The organism is Roseobacter sp. N2S (assembly GCF_031454055.1).
In the GTDB taxonomy this organism is placed as follows: Bacteria; Pseudomonadota; Alphaproteobacteria; order Rhodobacterales; family Rhodobacteraceae; genus Amylibacter.
This window is the reverse complement of the sequence record NZ_JAVDQB010000009.1, coordinates 104,837-120,318: the sequence shown is the minus strand read 5'-3', so window position 1 is coordinate 120,318 and position 15,482 is coordinate 104,837. Positions and strand designations below refer to the sequence as shown.

General features: G+C 53.1%; 15 protein-coding genes. 8 read left to right on the top strand and 7 right to left on the bottom strand.

The window, feature by feature from the left end; genetic code table 11:
- The first annotated feature begins 27 nt into the window (after window positions 1–27).
- The gene (locus tag GGE09_RS18275; protein WP_309747620.1) at window positions 28–1,605 is read left to right on the top strand and encodes a hypothetical protein; all 1,578 of its coding nucleotides are present in this window, start codon (window positions 28–30) and stop codon (window positions 1,603–1,605) included.
- On the opposite strand, the gene GGE09_RS18270 is transcribed toward GGE09_RS18275, so the two are convergent.
- Genes GGE09_RS18270 through GGE09_RS18260 form a run of 3 tightly spaced genes read right to left on the bottom strand, consistent with a single transcriptional unit; the run spans window position 1,602 to window position 4,157 of the window.
- Window positions 1,602–2,279 carry an HAD family hydrolase gene (locus GGE09_RS18270; protein WP_309747619.1) on the bottom strand — a complete coding sequence of 226 codons (678 nt, stop codon included), beginning with the start codon at window positions 2,277–2,279 and terminating at the stop codon, window positions 1,602–1,604. The two genes, GGE09_RS18275 and GGE09_RS18270, sit on opposite strands and share 4 nt — an antisense overlap.
- On the bottom strand, window positions 2,272–3,243 hold the full coding sequence (locus GGE09_RS18265) for an ATP-grasp domain-containing protein (protein ID WP_309747618.1): 972 nt from the start codon (window positions 3,241–3,243) through the stop codon (window positions 2,272–2,274). The genes GGE09_RS18270 and GGE09_RS18265 overlap by 8 nt, the downstream gene beginning before the upstream one ends.
- Window positions 3,240–4,157: a formyltransferase family protein gene (locus GGE09_RS18260; RefSeq protein ID WP_309747617.1), complete on the bottom strand. Its 918-nt coding sequence runs from the start codon at window positions 4,155–4,157 to the stop codon at window positions 3,240–3,242. The genes GGE09_RS18265 and GGE09_RS18260 overlap by 4 nt, the downstream gene beginning before the upstream one ends.
- A 245-nt stretch (window positions 4,158–4,402) precedes the next feature.
- Between GGE09_RS18260 and rfbF the strand changes: the two genes are divergently transcribed.
- The 7 genes from rfbF to GGE09_RS18225 are packed head-to-tail and all read left to right on the top strand — an operon-like array spanning window position 4,403 to window position 11,835.
- Window positions 4,403–5,218, top strand: a complete 816-nt coding sequence (gene rfbF, locus GGE09_RS18255; protein ID WP_309747616.1) for a glucose-1-phosphate cytidylyltransferase — start codon at window positions 4,403–4,405, stop codon at window positions 5,216–5,218.
- A 12-nt stretch (window positions 5,219–5,230) separates the two neighbouring features.
- Window positions 5,231–6,307, top strand: coding sequence for a CDP-glucose 4,6-dehydratase (gene rfbG / locus GGE09_RS18250; protein ID WP_309747614.1), 1,077 nt, complete (start codon window positions 5,231–5,233; stop codon window positions 6,305–6,307).
- Between the two features lie 39 nt (window positions 6,308–6,346).
- Entirely contained in the window at window positions 6,347–7,534 is a 1,188-nt protein-coding gene (locus tag GGE09_RS18245) for an aminotransferase class I/II-fold pyridoxal phosphate-dependent enzyme (protein WP_309747613.1), read from the top strand.
- Window positions 7,535–7,558: 24 nt separating this feature from the next.
- Window positions 7,559–8,644 carry an acyltransferase gene (locus GGE09_RS18240; protein ID WP_309747612.1) on the top strand — a complete coding sequence of 362 codons (1,086 nt, stop codon included), beginning with the start codon at window positions 7,559–7,561 and terminating at the stop codon, window positions 8,642–8,644.
- Entirely contained in the window at window positions 8,637–9,863 is a 1,227-nt protein-coding gene (locus tag GGE09_RS18235; protein ID WP_309747611.1) for a class I SAM-dependent methyltransferase, read from the top strand. Before GGE09_RS18240 ends, GGE09_RS18235 begins: the two co-directional genes overlap by 8 nt.
- 13 nt (window positions 9,864–9,876) lie before the next feature.
- Window positions 9,877–10,818, top strand: coding sequence for an NAD(P)-dependent oxidoreductase (locus GGE09_RS18230; protein WP_309747610.1), 942 nt, complete (start codon window positions 9,877–9,879; stop codon window positions 10,816–10,818).
- A 12-nt stretch (window positions 10,819–10,830) separates the two neighbouring features.
- Window positions 10,831–11,835: a glycosyltransferase family 2 protein gene (locus GGE09_RS18225; protein WP_309747609.1), complete on the top strand. Its 1,005-nt coding sequence runs from the start codon at window positions 10,831–10,833 to the stop codon at window positions 11,833–11,835.
- Here the strand turns inward: GGE09_RS18225 and GGE09_RS18220 are convergent.
- The 4 genes from GGE09_RS18220 to GGE09_RS18205 are packed head-to-tail and all read right to left on the bottom strand — an operon-like array spanning window position 11,825 to window position 15,378.
- Complete coding sequence (locus GGE09_RS18220) at window positions 11,825–12,910, bottom strand: glycosyltransferase family 4 protein (protein ID WP_309747608.1); 1,086 nt, start codon at window positions 12,908–12,910, stop codon at window positions 11,825–11,827. The genes GGE09_RS18225 and GGE09_RS18220 overlap by 11 nt on opposite strands.
- Window positions 12,907–14,067, bottom strand: a complete 1,161-nt coding sequence (locus GGE09_RS18215) for a DegT/DnrJ/EryC1/StrS aminotransferase family protein (protein WP_309747607.1) — start codon at window positions 14,065–14,067, stop codon at window positions 12,907–12,909. The genes GGE09_RS18220 and GGE09_RS18215 overlap by 4 nt, the downstream gene beginning before the upstream one ends.
- A 4-nt stretch (window positions 14,068–14,071) precedes the next feature.
- On the bottom strand, window positions 14,072–14,773 hold the full coding sequence (locus GGE09_RS18210; protein WP_309747606.1) for a PIG-L deacetylase family protein: 702 nt from the start codon (window positions 14,771–14,773) through the stop codon (window positions 14,072–14,074).
- Complete coding sequence (locus GGE09_RS18205; protein ID WP_309747605.1) at window positions 14,770–15,378, bottom strand: sugar transferase; 609 nt, start codon at window positions 15,376–15,378, stop codon at window positions 14,770–14,772. The genes GGE09_RS18210 and GGE09_RS18205 overlap by 4 nt, the downstream gene beginning before the upstream one ends.
- Window positions 15,379–15,482 lie beyond the last annotated feature (104 nt).

The following is a 15,482-nucleotide window of genomic DNA, read 5'->3' as shown; positions in this document are numbered from 1 at the left end:
GTTGGATCGTTAGAACAGGAGACCATTATGCAAAGGCAGAAAATAGAGGCGTCGACTGTTGTCTGTTGCGGACTGGTCATCTTTTTATTGTTGGGGATTCTGGGGCGTATTTTGGGCTATGAAATCCGCAAAGACGAACAGCTTTTTGTGCCTCCTGCCGCGCTGTTACAAGACGCACGGTTGTATCTGGATATGTTCTATAATCACGTGCCAGCCAGTGCGTGGTATTTTTTCGGGGTAAATACGCTGATCGGGGGCGCATCCCCGTTGCTTGCTGCGCGGATCGGGGTTTTTCTGGCGTGGGTCATCCTGTCGTTTAGCGTTTTTCTGTGTCTGCACAGGCTGTCTGGCTCGCGGTATCTGGCCTTTTTTGCGGTGATCGCCCTTTTGACCAATACGGGGTTTCACGATCAGTCTGGCATGACGGCCACCAATAATTTCCTGCCTTTGCCGCTGATTTTTTCGGGAATGGCGCTGTTTTGCATTGGAATTCTTGAGCCGGACAAAAGGTTCTGGATCCTGCTTTTCGCGGCGATCTGCCTGCTTCTGGCGGCCGCGACCAAAGCGAATGCGCTGTTCTTTATCCCGCCCATTGCGATTGGTGCGTTTTTCCTGCCGCGTGAGTTGTCTTTTGCGCAAAGGCTACGGCAAGTCTTTGTGCCATTGGTGATCGGCGGGCTTGTTGGGGCCCTGCCGGTGCTGGTTTATCTGGTGAAAGACCCTGCAAATTTTCTGGCCCATGTGGTCGGTTTTCACACGGGTCCGCATATTGAATATTGGGCGGCGCGGCTGCAAGATGTCGATGCACCTCCGTTTCATTTTCGCCAGAAAATTCTGGTCGCCTTTGCCAGTTGGTTCGCCAGTGCAAGTTTTGTGTTGCTAATAATCGCGACCTATCTGGGTGTTTTGCGCTGGAAAATCCGCCATGATGGCGCAGGTTCGGGTGGCAATCATAAGGGCCTGATCCTGACGGTTCTTGGCTGTCTGATTGCCTCTGGCTGGATGAGCTTTGTACCTACTCCGTCTTTTCCACAGTATTTTATGCAGTCGATTCTGTGTTGTCCGCTGCTAATCGCCCTGCTTTTTGCACGCCTTGATACAAATCAGAAAACCCAGACCTATCCGCTTTTAACGGCTGCTATGATGTTGCTCGTCCTGATCAGTCTGCCGCGACTGGGGCCTGGGTATTTCAATCTATTGCGCCCCGAAAACACAGCAGTCGCGCAAGTTCACAGCGCTGGATTGAAGCTGCGCAACATTATGTTGGCGCGGGGGCTGGACGGAAAATTATTCACGTTTCTGCCACTTTACCCGATGGAATCGGGCCTTCCGGTCTATGATGAATTTGCCACCGGAGAGTTCGCCTATCGGGTTTGGCCCTACTTGACGCCCGAGCTTGAAAAACACTATCGGGCAAGCCGCGCGCCTGATATTGCCGCGCTGTTTGCGGCGGACCCCCCTGACGGGTTATTGCTCGGCTTTTTTGACGACCTCGAAGGCCCGATGGTAGATTACGCACAACAAAACAACTATCAGCTTGTCCCTGATTTTGACGTGTCAAATCGGTACGGCGCGGCCAAATTGTACCTAAGACCCAGCGATTAAAATTGCGTTAAGCAACGGGTCAAATCGTCAAGGGATGTAATTGTGGCGGCGGGGGCGTGGGCGCGGTCGGCGGGCGGGGTTTTGTAGATGCCCAAGGGCCGAACTATTTGGACCGTGCCCCAGCCTCTGGCATTCGGAGTTACGAAATCTTTGGCGGCGTTATCGGCGACATAGACCATCTGTTCAGGGTGCGCCTGAAACGCCTGCTCTAAATAGCCAAACGCGCGGGGGTGGGGTTTGGAAAATCCAGCCCCCCATTCCCCTGTGCGGACAACAAAATCAAGCTGGTCTTTGATGCCAAGTGCCGCGATTTTATTGGCTTGGGTCCGGGGGGGGCCATCGGTGATCAGGCCGCGTTTTCCCTTGTATCGGGGCAAAGACAGGAACCGCAGCGCATCTGGTTCAAGCGTTATGTTCGGCGGGTGGTTTCGATAGAGTTCAACCAGTCTGGTAATCAGATCCGGGCTGTCCATTAGCCCCAGATCACGCAGCACATGATTAAAAATTCCTGTGTAAGCCCCCGTTTCAAAACGTTTTGTGCAGCGCTGCGCGAAATCTGTGACGCCATATCTTGCCTGCATCCAAGCGCCAACGACCTGATAACCGCTAAGCGCAAAATTTCGTTCCAGATACAAAGTATCATCCAGATCGAACACCAGAATGGGATCAGCCACGATAAATCGCCGCGTCGTAGCGCATCATTTCGACACCCTCCCGCCACTGGTTATGGGCGCTGATGGGCTGGCCCGTGACCTCTTGCAGCAACCATGTGGCAAACTTCGCGCCCGCGTAATCCGCAAGGGGATAGCCGCCGCCAAAACGTGCGTTGATTTCAAAAACCCTCGGGCCGAGTTTCGGGTCGTCAATCAACTGAAAACACAACACGCCGCGGGCACCGGGCAGGGCGGTGACGATGCTTTCGGCAATGGATTGAAACATCGGATTGCGGATTGTGATGCCTTTTTCAACCTCGCCTGCGCGGGTTTGAAGGCGGTGGTGGGGGATCACGGTTTGCAGTTGCCCCTGTGCGTCGACAAAAATATTGATCGTATACTCCGGCCCTTGCAGATAGTCCTGAAAGATCATCGGTTCGCTAAAGCTGCGCGGAATATCTTTAACAGAATCAAAGACCTGCAACCCTCTACTGGCACTGCCATTGGATGGTTTTGCAAAGACCGGCCATGCCCATTCTGCGGCCTGTTCCACAATCTGGCTATGGGTGGCCGTGTTGGGCACAGCGATGCCTGCTTTGCGCAATACATCCGAGGTTCTCGCCTTGTCGCGCACAATCGCAATGACCTCTGCGCTGCTGACGTGAACCTGTGTGCCCCGTGCGGCGAACTGCGTGTTGGCTTGCGCCAATGGGGCCAGTTCGGGGTCAATTGTGGGGATCAGCAGGTGGATTTTATGTTGTTCGACAAGATCAAGCAGCTGCGGAATATAGTCGGTATCCGTGCAACGGCAAACTTTATGGGCCTGATCGGCCGCTTGGCAGGCCGCGCTTAAATGGGGGTTAAGATCGCAAGCGTGAACCATCAGGTCCAGCCCAAGATCATCGGCAGCCGCGCGGAAACAGTCGATCAGACCAACCCGCCGCCCCGCCGAAGTTATCAAAATATTAAGAGTCTTGTGGGTCATCGAGATGCCCCCGCGCCCAGAATGCTGTGCTGGCGCAATTTTGACCCGCTTGGCGCGCGCCAGTTGAGCACATCGATGGATTTATAATCTCCGCAAAGCACAGTGAAGCTGTTTTCGCGGATGGCCTGAATCTGGCCGGGGATGCCAATGTAATCAATCGGCTTGGGGGGCAGGCAGGCGGTGTCGATCCAAAGCGGGCCGTGCCGAGTTGTGGTAAATGCACCGGGATAAGGGGCCCCCACGGCACGGATAAAACGCGCGATTTTCGCGGCGGGGTCGGCCCAGTTTATGCGCCCGTCTGCGGGGGTGCGTTTTGCGCAATAGCTGGCTTCTGAATGGTCCTGCGGGATACGTTTTGCGGTGCCATCAAGCACGGACATCACGGCTGCTGGCAGCATGGACGCCAAGGCATCGGTCTGCTTTTTATACAAAGACTGCGCGGTTTCATCTGCTGCAACCGTGATCTCTGTTTGTGCCAGAATATCACCGGAATCAACGCCTTCATCCAGCCAAAACAGGCTGGCCGCTGTCTTTGGCAGATTGAGCAGGATGGTCCAGGGGATCACCGCACGCCCGCGCATTTTGGGTAAGGCCGCAGGGTGAAAACCGATATTTCCCAGCCGCGCAATACCGCGAAAACGCTGGTGACAAATCTGCGACCAGCCAATAATCAGACACAGATCGGGGCGAATCGTTTCTATTTTTTCGAGAGTTAACGCATCGTTAATGTCGTCAGAGTAGAGCGCTTCGCTTCCGATTCGGCGCGCGGGCGCGCCAATATCAACAAAGTCTGAGTGCCGTTTCGCCCGTTCTGGTGGCAGGGTCAGCACATGGCTTGGCCTGATCCCCGCGTCTACCAAAGCGTCAAAGGCAATCTTTGAACCTTCAACGGCGCCTATAAATAGAATTTTCATCCCAACTCCTTGATACGATAAATTTAATTCCAATCGACAAAAAATAAAAATAATTCGCAAAATTGCCCATTTTGGGGGCAGAAAAGCCCCCCGTTTTCTTTCAGTCTGAACCCGTGGACTTGAACCTTAATTGTTCACCTTCAACGGCTTCGATGGGGCAGGGCCTCCCTACTAATAAGTTGAAACTTTCAAATCTGGGCTCATACTAATGGTATAAATTTTATTTTTTATTTTTGGAAACTCATATGCAAGTGCTACTTTTGGCAGGCGGTCTCGGCTCGAGGCTTGCCGAAGAAACCGTAAAGATTCCTAAGCCCATGGTCGAAGTTGGCGGCCGGCCCATCATCATGCAAGTGATGGATATTTACCGGAATTTCGGGCATCGGGATTTTATTGTTGCAGCGGGATACAAGTCTTTGCTGTTGAAGCAATATTTTAACAATTTTCATCTGATTTCAAATGACCTGACCGTTGATCTGGGAACGGGTGAAAAGAAACTGACGCCCAGCAAATCGCAGGATTGTCACGTGTCCGTGGTGGATACTGGCGCGCATACGATGACGGGCGGGCGGATTTTGCGGCTGCGGGAATGGCTGAACAACGAAACTTTTATGGTCACTTATTCTGACGGTGTCGGGAACATCGACATTGCCGCTTTGTTGGAGTTTCACAAGTCCCACGGCAAACTCGCCACGGTCACTGCCGTTCAGCCACCCGCGCGGTTTGGCAACCTTGATCTAGAGGGGACGCAGGTTGTGGAATTCACCGAAAAAGTGACCAAACACGAGACATGGATCAACGGCGGGTTCTTTGTGTTTGAGCCGGGAATTTTTGATTACATCCCCGGGGATTCCGAACCGATGGAGCTGTCGCCTTTGACAAATATCGCACGGGACGGTGAATTAATGGCCTATAAGCACAAGGGCTTTTGGCACCCGATGGATACGGTCCGCGATCGTGATTATCTGGATAGTCTGGTCAGCGATGGTGACCCGCCCTGGATGGATTTCAAGTGTCAAACCACGCCTGTTCGCTCGTCTTTGAACCCCAAACGAAACTAGCAGGAGACCAAAGTGCGGGTACCTTTTTCAGTTTTGGCAGGCCGCAGGGTTCTTGTGACGGGACACACTGGTTTTAAGGGCGGCTGGCTGTGTCACTGGCTGCGCAAACTGGGGGCAGAGGTTGTTGGCGTGTCCCTGCCAGCCCCAAGTGAGCCGTCGTTTTTTGCGGCAACCGACCTTGGCAACACCATCGACAGCCGCCTGGCCGATATTCGTGATGCAGCGGCCTTGGACTCGGTCCTGAAAGGAGATGATTTTGAAGTTATCTTTCACATGGCTGCTCAATCCCTTGTGCGGGAGTCGTATGCAACGCCTGTAGATACCTTTGCAACCAATGTGATGGGCACTGCACATGTTTTGGAATCTGCGCGAAAAATGAAGTCCTTACAGGCAGTTATCGTTGTGACCAGCGACAAATGTTACGACAATAAGGAATGGGATTGGGGGTATCGTGAAAACGATCCGATGGGGGGGGCGGACCCTTATAGCGCCTCTAAGGGCTGCACCGAGCTGTTGGCGGCATCTTATCGGGCGTCGTTTTTTCACGATCCGAAAGGCGCGGCTCTGGCGACTGTGCGTGCTGGAAATGTTTTTGGCGGTGGCGATTGGGCCCGTGATCGGTTGATCCCTGACATTATCCGCGCGGTGGTTGGCGGCCATGCAACAGAGGTGCGCAACCCGTCCAGCGTGCGCCCGTGGCAGCATGTGCTTGAACCGCTGTCAGGCTATCTTTCACTGGCCGCCTGCCTTGTGGAACAGGGCCATGCCTACGGCGAGGGGTGGAATTTTGGCCCCGACACAAACGGCGTTTCCGATGTGCGGCATTTGGCGAATTTGTTCCAGTCAAACTGGGGTGCAGGGGGGCCGCAATTCCTGTTCGGCGCGGGTGACAGCGCGCTTCACGAGGCCAAAGTGCTGCGGCTTGATAGCACAAAAGCCGCAACGCGATTGCAGTGGCGTCCCCGGCTTTCGCTGGATGAGGCGGTGGCTTGGACAGTGGATTGGTACAAAGCTTATTTTGCAGGGAAAGACCTGATTGATTTAACGGACACGCAGATATCGCATTACGCGGCCATTCAGAATGCGTGAATTTATTTAACAATGTAATTTTATAGGTGAGGGACCGAAATGAGAGTAAATTATGGACAAACCGTACACGGTGAAGACGAAATTGAAGCCGTTGTAAAAGTTCTACGAACATCCACCCAGATGGGCGACAATGTGCGCGCGATGCAAACGGGTGTCGCGGAATTATTCGCTAAAAAACACGGCATTATGGTAAATTCGGGGTCATCGGCGAACTATGTTGCAATTGAAATACTGGGTTTGGCAGAGGGTGATGAGGTGATCACCCCCGCCCTGACCTTTGCCACCACAGTCGCGCCGATTGTTCGAAACCGCCTGATCCCCAGCTTTGTGGACGTAGAAGAGGGCACCTATAACATCGACGTAGATGCAATAGAGGCAATGATCACCCCCAAGACTAAGGCGGTTATGATCCCCTCGCTGATCGGCAATCTGCCTGATTGGATACGCATCAAAGAGATCGCGGATCAGCACGGCTTGATGGTGGTCGAAGACAGCGCTGACACCCTAGGGGCGACGATCAACGGGGCCAGCACGGGGCTGCATTCTGATATTTCAACCACCAGTTTTTACGGCTCTCATGTGATCAATGCGGCGGGCAACGGCGGGATGATCTGCATCAACGACGAGTCCCTTGCGCGCAAGGCTACGTTGTTGCGCTCTTGGGGGCGCACATCATCGTTGTTTGTGGAATCCGAAACCATTGAAAACCGTTTCAACGTCGAAGTGGAAGGGTTCAGTTATGATGCGAAATTCCTGTTTGAAGATCTGGGCTATAATGTGGAACCCTCTGAAATGGGGGCGGCTTTCGGGCGTGTGCAATTGTCTAAACTGGATAAAAACATCAAAGCCCGCGAAGAAAATTTCCGCCAGCAGCTGGCTTTCTTTAAAGCCTTTGAGGAATGGTTCGTCCTGCCGCGCCAACTGCCAAATTCCCGCACGGGCTGGCTGTCATTTCCCATAACGGTTCGCGAAAACGCACCGTTTACGCGGCGCGACATGCAAATTTATTTTGAACAAAAGGACATCCAGACGCGGCCTGTGTTTACCGGCAATATTCTGCGCCAACCGGCCATGAAAGGCGTTGCGGTGAAAACCGGATCGGGCGGATATCCGGTGGCCGATGATGTGATGCGCGGCGGTGTTTTGCTGGCCTGTCACCACGGGCTGGACCAGCCGCAGATTGATTACATGCACGAAACTTTCACCGATTTTGCGAAACAATTCTGAAACCTGAATGAATGGCGCTTAGCAATGGAAAGGACTCGACAGTTTAACGCAGCGGTTCACGGACTACGGGGAGTGGCCTCCATCATGGTGTTTTATGCGCATCTTTTGGGGGGCGCTGCTGAACATGTCTACGCCGATCGCACCGCCTATGTGGACGGGATCGTACCATTCTGGAACTTTGGAACCTACGGGGTTTATCTGTTTTTCGCGATCAGCGGTTTTGTGATTGTGCCCAGCGTCATTCGCTATTCCATCGGCGATTTTGCCATCCGCAGGTTCTGGCGGATTTACCCGATTTACCTGTTTTTCACCCTTCTGTTCATCTGTGCCAATTACGCGACCAACCTGATCCCAGAGGTGAACACCCCCCTCGCTATTGTTGCGGGGCTGACGTTTACAAATATTCTGGTGGGCACCGAACAACTGACCCCGAACGCGTGGAGCCTGACCTATGAGGTGATGTTCTACGGGCTGGCCGCGACGGTGTTTTATTTCGTGGTTACCCGCCCTTCTAAACTGGGGGCTGCGGTGGCGGTTGTTTTGGCGATTGCATTTGTGGTTAAACTTCCAGCGGCCCTGTTCTTTCTGATCGGGATGGGCACTTGGTATCTGCATTCCAGAAAATGGGTCTTGCCGCCTTCGGTTAAACCGTGGCTTGAAATGGCCAGTTTGGTGGCTTTGATTGCGGTCTCAAGTCAGGGGCATTTTGGCTATTACCAACCGGAAATGCGCGATCCTGTGGCGCTGGGGACCATGGCGGCCACGGCGGTGTATTTCTACTTTGCGGTGGACCTGAACAGCCTGACCAGTCGGGCGCTGAATCTGCGCTGGGTGATGTATTTGGGGACGGTCAGTTACAGTCTCTATCTGGTGCATCCTTATGTTTATATGCCGATGCGCACAGTGTTTATCAAACTGGGATTATTTACAGATAACATACCGCTTTCATTGGCTTTCTTTATCACAACCGTGTCGATCTTAACCCTGATCGCCACCCATTTCACACATATTTATCTCGAAAAATTACCCTACCAAAAGCGATTTAACAAAGACGTTTTTTCACCCCATAAATTGATCCCAATTAAAGCTGGAGTACCGACAAATGAATAGTACGCTTGAGACCTGCAGGACCTGTCAGTCCAGCGATTTGACCCTGTTTTTGCCCATGGGCAACCACCCGCCTGCCAATATGTTTGTGCGCCCCGAAGAGCGGGACAAAGACCAACCGGCCTATCCGTTGAACACCCAAGCTTGCCTGAATTGCGGGCTTATTCAGGTGGCAGATCAAATACCTGCGGATTTTTTCCGTCACTATTTATACGTCCCTTCAGGGGCGGCCACGATGCACACGCATTTTGCGGAACTGGCGCAGGTTTTGGAAAAACGCGCGCAAGGTGGTTTGATTGTAGACATCGGCTGCAACGATGGCTTGATGCTGTCTGCGGCTAATAAACAGGGGTCGAAAACCCTTGGGATTGACCCGGCGGCGAACCTTGCAGAGCTGGCCAAAGCGAATGGGGTTGATGTGCATGTGGCCTATTTCAATCCGCAAACCGCCCAAGAGGTTTTGGAAAAACACGGGCCAGCACAGGTGATATCCACCACGAACACCTTTAATCACATCGGAGATTTGCATACGTTTATGACCGGTGTCAAAATCCTTATGGCGGACAAAGGAACCTTTGTGATCGAGGTCCCTTGGGCCAAGGCGATTGTTGAAACCAACGAGTTCGACAACGTCTATCACGAGCATGTTTCCGAAATGAGCCTGCTGTCTGTGGTCAAATTGGGTGCGTTTTTCGACCTAGAGGTTGTGGACGTTCACAAACTGGCGGTGCACGGCGGGTCCATGCGGGTTTTCATGCGGCACGCTTCGGCCAATGAAGAGCCAAGCCAGATCGTTGGTCAAATGCTGGCCGAAGAAACTGCCGCGGGGCTGACCAAGCAGGCCACTTATGACGACTTCGCTGCGCGGGTAGAAAAAATGCGTGAAGAACTGCTGGCGCAGCTGTCTCATATGAAGAAAAGCGGTTTGAAGATAGCGGGTTACGGCGCACCCGCCAAAGGCAATACATTGTTGAACTACTTCCAGATCGGCACGGATACGCTAGACTTTCTAGTGGATCGCAACCCGTTGAAACAGGGTCTGTATTCGCCGGGGATGAAGATTCCGATTTACGGGACAGAGGCGATAGAACGGGAAAAACCGGACGTGCTTTTGGTGCTCGCGTGGAATTTCTTCGACGAGATTTACGAACAACAAGCCGCGTTTCGCGCCAATGGCGGGAAGTTTCTGGTGCCGCTGCCCACGCCAAGGCTTGTGTCTTGAGCGGGGATTTCAAATGGCACGTGTCTTAGTCACTGGCGGCGCTGGTTTTATCGGATCACATCTGGTGCGCCGCCTTTTGGCGCAGAACGACGATGTGCATATTCTGGCGCGCCCCACGTCCAATCTGGACCGGATCGCATCGGGTGTTTCACAGGCCGCGCTGCATCTTATAGACACGGCAGATGGCGGGGCGCTGGATCAGCTCGTCAGCGAAATTCAGCCGGAAATTGTGTTTCATTTGGCCTCTAATACACGGCGGGCGGCGGTTGTGGACCTGTCTGATGTGCAAGACAGTATTCAGTCTGACTTGGGGCTTTTGATGCGCTTGCTGTCCGCCTGTTCTGCCTTGCCCCACCCGTTGAAAACCTTCGTCAGGGCCGGGACGCTTGCTGAATATGGTGGGGCCTCCCCCCCCTTTCAGGAGTCACAACTTGCCTTGCCGCTGAACACCTATGCAGCCTCTATGTTGGCGGGAACGCAATTTTTGCAAATGTTGCAAAACAGGTTGAATTTTCCAGCCGTTACAGGGCGTTTGGCGCTGACATATGGCGCCGGGCAATCGAAGGATTTTCTAATTCCGGCGATGATTGAGAAATGCAAAGCGGGGTTGGAAATTGAACTCAAACATCCCGAAGATACCCGCGATTTGATTTACATCGAGGATGTAATCGGGGGGCTGATGGCCCTGTCCCGATGCCCCCAAGCGGCGGGTGAGGTGATGAACATCGCCACAGGAAAAACCCATAAGATGCGCGATGTAGCGGCGCTTGTTCTGCAATCCACGGGCGCGGATTCCCGACTTTTGAAATGCGGAACCCCAGACCAAAGCAGCGGTATGCCGGATTTTCGAACCTCTACTTTAAAAGCGGATAAGGTGTTGAATTGGCGCGCAGAAACTTCGCTTGACCATGGATTGGAACAGACCCTTTTAGCCGAATTGTCTGATACTGAATAAGGAAATGATACCGTGACACAGAACACAACACTGGTTTCCATAATCGTGCCCGCCTTCAATGAAGAAATGAATGTGGAGCGGGCTTATCTGGCTGTCAAAGACGTATTTGACGACCTCCCCGAGCATGATTTTGAAATGGTGGTCACGGACAATCATTCTACGGACCGGACCTTTGAAATCTTAAGCGAAATCGCTGCTGCCGATCCCCGCCTGCGGGTGATCCGTTTTTCCAAAAATGTGGGCTATCAACGCTCGGTGCTGACGGGATATCAGGCGGCCTCGGGCGATTGTGCGATCCAAATCGACTGCGATTTACAAGACCCGCCGTCGTTGATCCCACAGATGTTGGACAAGTGGCAGGAAGGCCATGAGGTGGTCTATGGTATCCGCCGCAGCCTGAAAGACGGCCCTGTGGTGGCGGCGATGCGGCGGCTTTTTTATAAGTTGATCAACAAGTTAAGCGAGGATGAACTGCCTGAAAACGCCGGAGAATTCCGTTTGGTCAATCGACGCATTTTGCAAGAATTGCGCAAGGTGCGCGATACGTCTCCTTATGTGCGGGGGCTGATCAGCGCCATGGGATTTTCGCAGGTCGGGTTTGAATATGACCGACAGGCGCGGGTAGCAGGGGAAAGCAAGTTTCCCTTTCGCGCCATGTTGGCATTGGCGGTGGATGGCATCGTAAACCACTCGCTTATTCCGCTGCGCATTGCATCCATTTGCAGTTTATGGATCGGCGCGCTGACCTTTTTCCTGCTGATGTTTTACACCATCGCCAAACTGGTTTTCGGGCAGGACTGGCCCGCTGGTTTTGCCACAACAACCGTGTTGTTGCTGATGTCGATCACCCTGAATGCGATGTTTTTGGGTATTGTCGGCGAATATTTGGGCCGGATATTTATGCAGTCCAAACAGCTTAACGTGCCAATTATTGAGCATAGGTTAAATTTTCCGGAAAAACTGGGGATCAGCGCTGAACAGCCCATGGAAATGTCCAAGATGAAATCTACCCGTTAGAGCCGCCATCTATCGCCAGATCCCATTGCTGCAAAATGGTGTCGAGCGCGTATTTCTCTGCATTTTTACGGGCATTGACGCCTAAAGTTTTGCGGTGTTCGGGGGAATCAAGCAGGCTGGAAATGGCTTGGGACAGGCTATCCCGATCCCCTGTGGGGACCAATAGCCCATTTACACCATGTTCAATCAGATCGGACGGCCCCCAATCGCAGTCAAATGCAACGCAGGCCAGACCTGCGGACATGGCTTCGGCCAGAACATTCGGGAAGCCTTCATAAAGGGAGGATAAGACGAAAATCGCGTTTTGATCCACCCAAGCCTGCGTACCATCGGATAATCCGGGCAAGAAAATATTTGAATTCAGTCCCTTATCATTGATCCGCTTTTCCAACTTGGCGCGATCTTGCCCTTCCCCCCAGATGGTTAACCCCGCGTCGGGGTGTTTGGTCAGTACCGCTGCGAAGGCGTCAATCAACAGATCAAACCCTTTTTGCTGGGTCAAGCGGCCCACGGCGATTACCTGTTTCGAGGTTTCGGACCCTACAGGTGGCACCATGATGCAGGGGTTTGCGATCACGCAAGACTTAGCGCGCGCCGCACGGTTTAGCAGTTTTTGCGCAGAACCCGTTTGCATCACGATGCAATCAGCACGGTTAAAGGTGAATGAAATCAAACCTTTCCAAAACCGACCGGGGCGTTGTTTTAACGGATTGTTACGCTCTGACACTATCAGATGTGGGGCCGTCCCCAACAGGGCGATTGCGCTGATCGCGTTGATTTTGGTCAGAAAGGACACAACCCGTTCCGGCTGGATTTCAGCTATGGTTTTACGCAACCAACGGACCTGACGCAGGAAGCCTTGCCCACCCGCGACAGGTGCGCTGATTTCACTTTGCATGGTGCGTAGCACGACCGATGGGGGGTATTGGAAAAAACTGCTGTCGGGGCTGTCATGAAAGGCCAGCACAAATACCTCATCCCCAAGGCGCGCCCTGTGCTGCGCGATTAGGTTAATAATTTTTTCAGCGCCACCCGCCCCCAATCCCGATTGCACAAACACCAGCCGTTTGCTCATGCGCAGGCCTGTGCGCATACCTTTGCGATACATTGACCCAAAGCGTGTTGTTCGTCCTTTGAAATCATCGGATCGACCAAAAACGCAAGACTGGTTTCGCCGAGTTCTTTGGCAACGGGTAGCCTGTGTGCGGGGGCCAAATTGCGATCCGTAAAGACTTTTTCACGATAAATTTCCGAACAACTGCCTGAAAACGCGGCAAAACCCTGTGCCGAGATTTCGGATAGAATGCGATCTCGGGTCCAACCTTTGGCCAGATTTTCGGGGCGCACAAAGGTGTAAAAACGATACCATGCATGGGTGGTGGCATTTGACGGCATCGGCGTGCGCAGAACCGGCAGATCGCGGATGGCCTGAAACAAAATATCCGCATTGCGGGCGCGGGTCTGGGTCCAGTCGTCCAGCCGCTGCAACTGGATCGCGCCGATTACTGCCGAAAGGCCGGTCATCCGATAGTTCGTGCCAAGGTTTTCATGCAGCCAGCGAAAACCGGCGGGATGATCTTTGCGATGTACTGTTTCATAAGACTTGCCGTGGTCCTTAAAACTCCAGGCTTTGGTCCATAAAGACCGGTCCTGACAGGTCAAAAGCCCGCCTTCGCCGCCCGTCGTCATAATCTTGTCCTGACAGAATGAAAATGAACCAAAATCGCCAAAACTGCCCACCTGTTGGCCTTGGATTCTAGCACCATGAGCCTGGGCACAATCCTCCACAACCCAGAGGTTATGTTGATGCGCAAGCGTCATAATTTCGGGCATGTCACAGGGCCAGCCCGCCAGATGCACGGGAATGATGCCTTTGGTTTTTGCAGTGATAAGGGGGGCAATTGTGGCGGCGGTGATGTTCTGGGAATCTGCATCCACATCGGCAAACACAGGGATTGCGCCAAACAACAACACACAGGACGCCGATGCGACAAAGCTGCGAGGGGACACGATGACTTCGTCACCCGGTTGAAGGTCCAGAACCTGTAGCGCGAGATTGAGGGAAACGCTGCCATTGGCCAATGCGATGGCGTGGGTGGACTCGAATTTTGCGGCGAAAGCCCGTTCGAAATCATCGACGTCACTGCCGGTCCATGCGTTCACCTTGCCAGAGCGTAAAACTGCGGCAACGGCCTCCACTTGTTCTTCGTCAAAATGCGGCCAAGCTGCCATGTCATCATCCAATATGCCGGATTAAAATAAAACCTTCAGCGGCGTCCCTGTGGACGGTTGCCCCGCGCAAGGTGGCCAGTGCCCGCAACGTATTCACCGATCTTTCATGGGGGGGCTGTTTGGCCTGACTTTCAAAAATCGCAAAAGCAGCGAGCTTTTGTTCCAGATGTTGGGAAATATCCACAAATACATTCGGCACAAATGGCGGCGTCGCCGATGGGGTGTTCCAGTTTGTTTCGGACAGGGTTTCATAGGCCATAATCACCGCAGGATGCCATTCCTGATGGGGGCGGGCGGCGACCATTGCGGCCAGATGGACCAATTGATGGTCAATATGTATATCGCCCACATGGGGGATGATCAGGATTTCGGGTTTAAGCGTGGCGACAAGGTTTCCGATGGCGCCATTCAACTCACGTTGAGGGGTTTCAGCCAGTTCTGCGGCGGGCAAGTCCAGCCAGTGGGTTTGGGTAACGCCCAGAAAAGCATGGGCTTTTTCGGTTTCCAGCCGCACGGTGCGCGCTTGCTGTGCATCGAACAAAGGTGCGCGGCCTGTTGTGACAACGCAGACGTGAACCTGCCGCCCCGCTTTCAGCATTTTTGAAATGGTGCCACCCGCCCCAAGGATTTCATCGTCCGGATGGGGCGCCACAACCAAGGCGCAACCAGCACCGCCATCTGGAATACTGTCTAAAATGCTGTTCATGGCTCTACCTGCAATCCATTTCCAGCGGCCCATTTTTTGGCCGTTTCAATGCGTGTAGAGTTCACCCTTTCGCCGGAAATCAGCACCAAGAAGGTTTCCGCCAAAATCTTTAGATCAAGCGCCAGAGTTCTGTGATGCACATACCAAACGTCCAGAATAACCTTTTCTATATTGGTTAAATTCACATTTCCACTGACCTGCGCCCAGCCTGACAAACCGGGGCGCACGCGGCATCTTTGAACGCCCAATTGGTTAAATTCGTCAATTGTCGCGGGCAGCAGGGGGCGCGGCCCGACCAGCGCCATGTCACCTTTCAGGATGGACAAAAGCTGCGGCAACTCATCTAACCTTAGGCGTCTGATGATCTGGGTCAGTCTGGTCTGGCGCAAATGATCCGCCAGCAAATGTCCGTTTTGATCCGTTTGTGTGCCCATGGTTCGGAACTTCAAAATCTCAAACGGATGTTTGGATTTGCCCGCGCGCACCTGCCGAAAAAACACAGGCGGGCCCAAGGTCAGATAGATGACCGCGGCTGTTAAACACATCGGCACAAGACACAGGACCGTGACGGTCAAAATGAAGATCAACTCCAAAAACCTTGGCATTTCAAAAAACCTTTTTCGCCCAAGAAGGGCTTAAATAATGGTTAATTGGCACCCATTCGGGGTTAAAAGTCAAGGTTTTTCAAGAAATGAGCGGAAACCTCGCC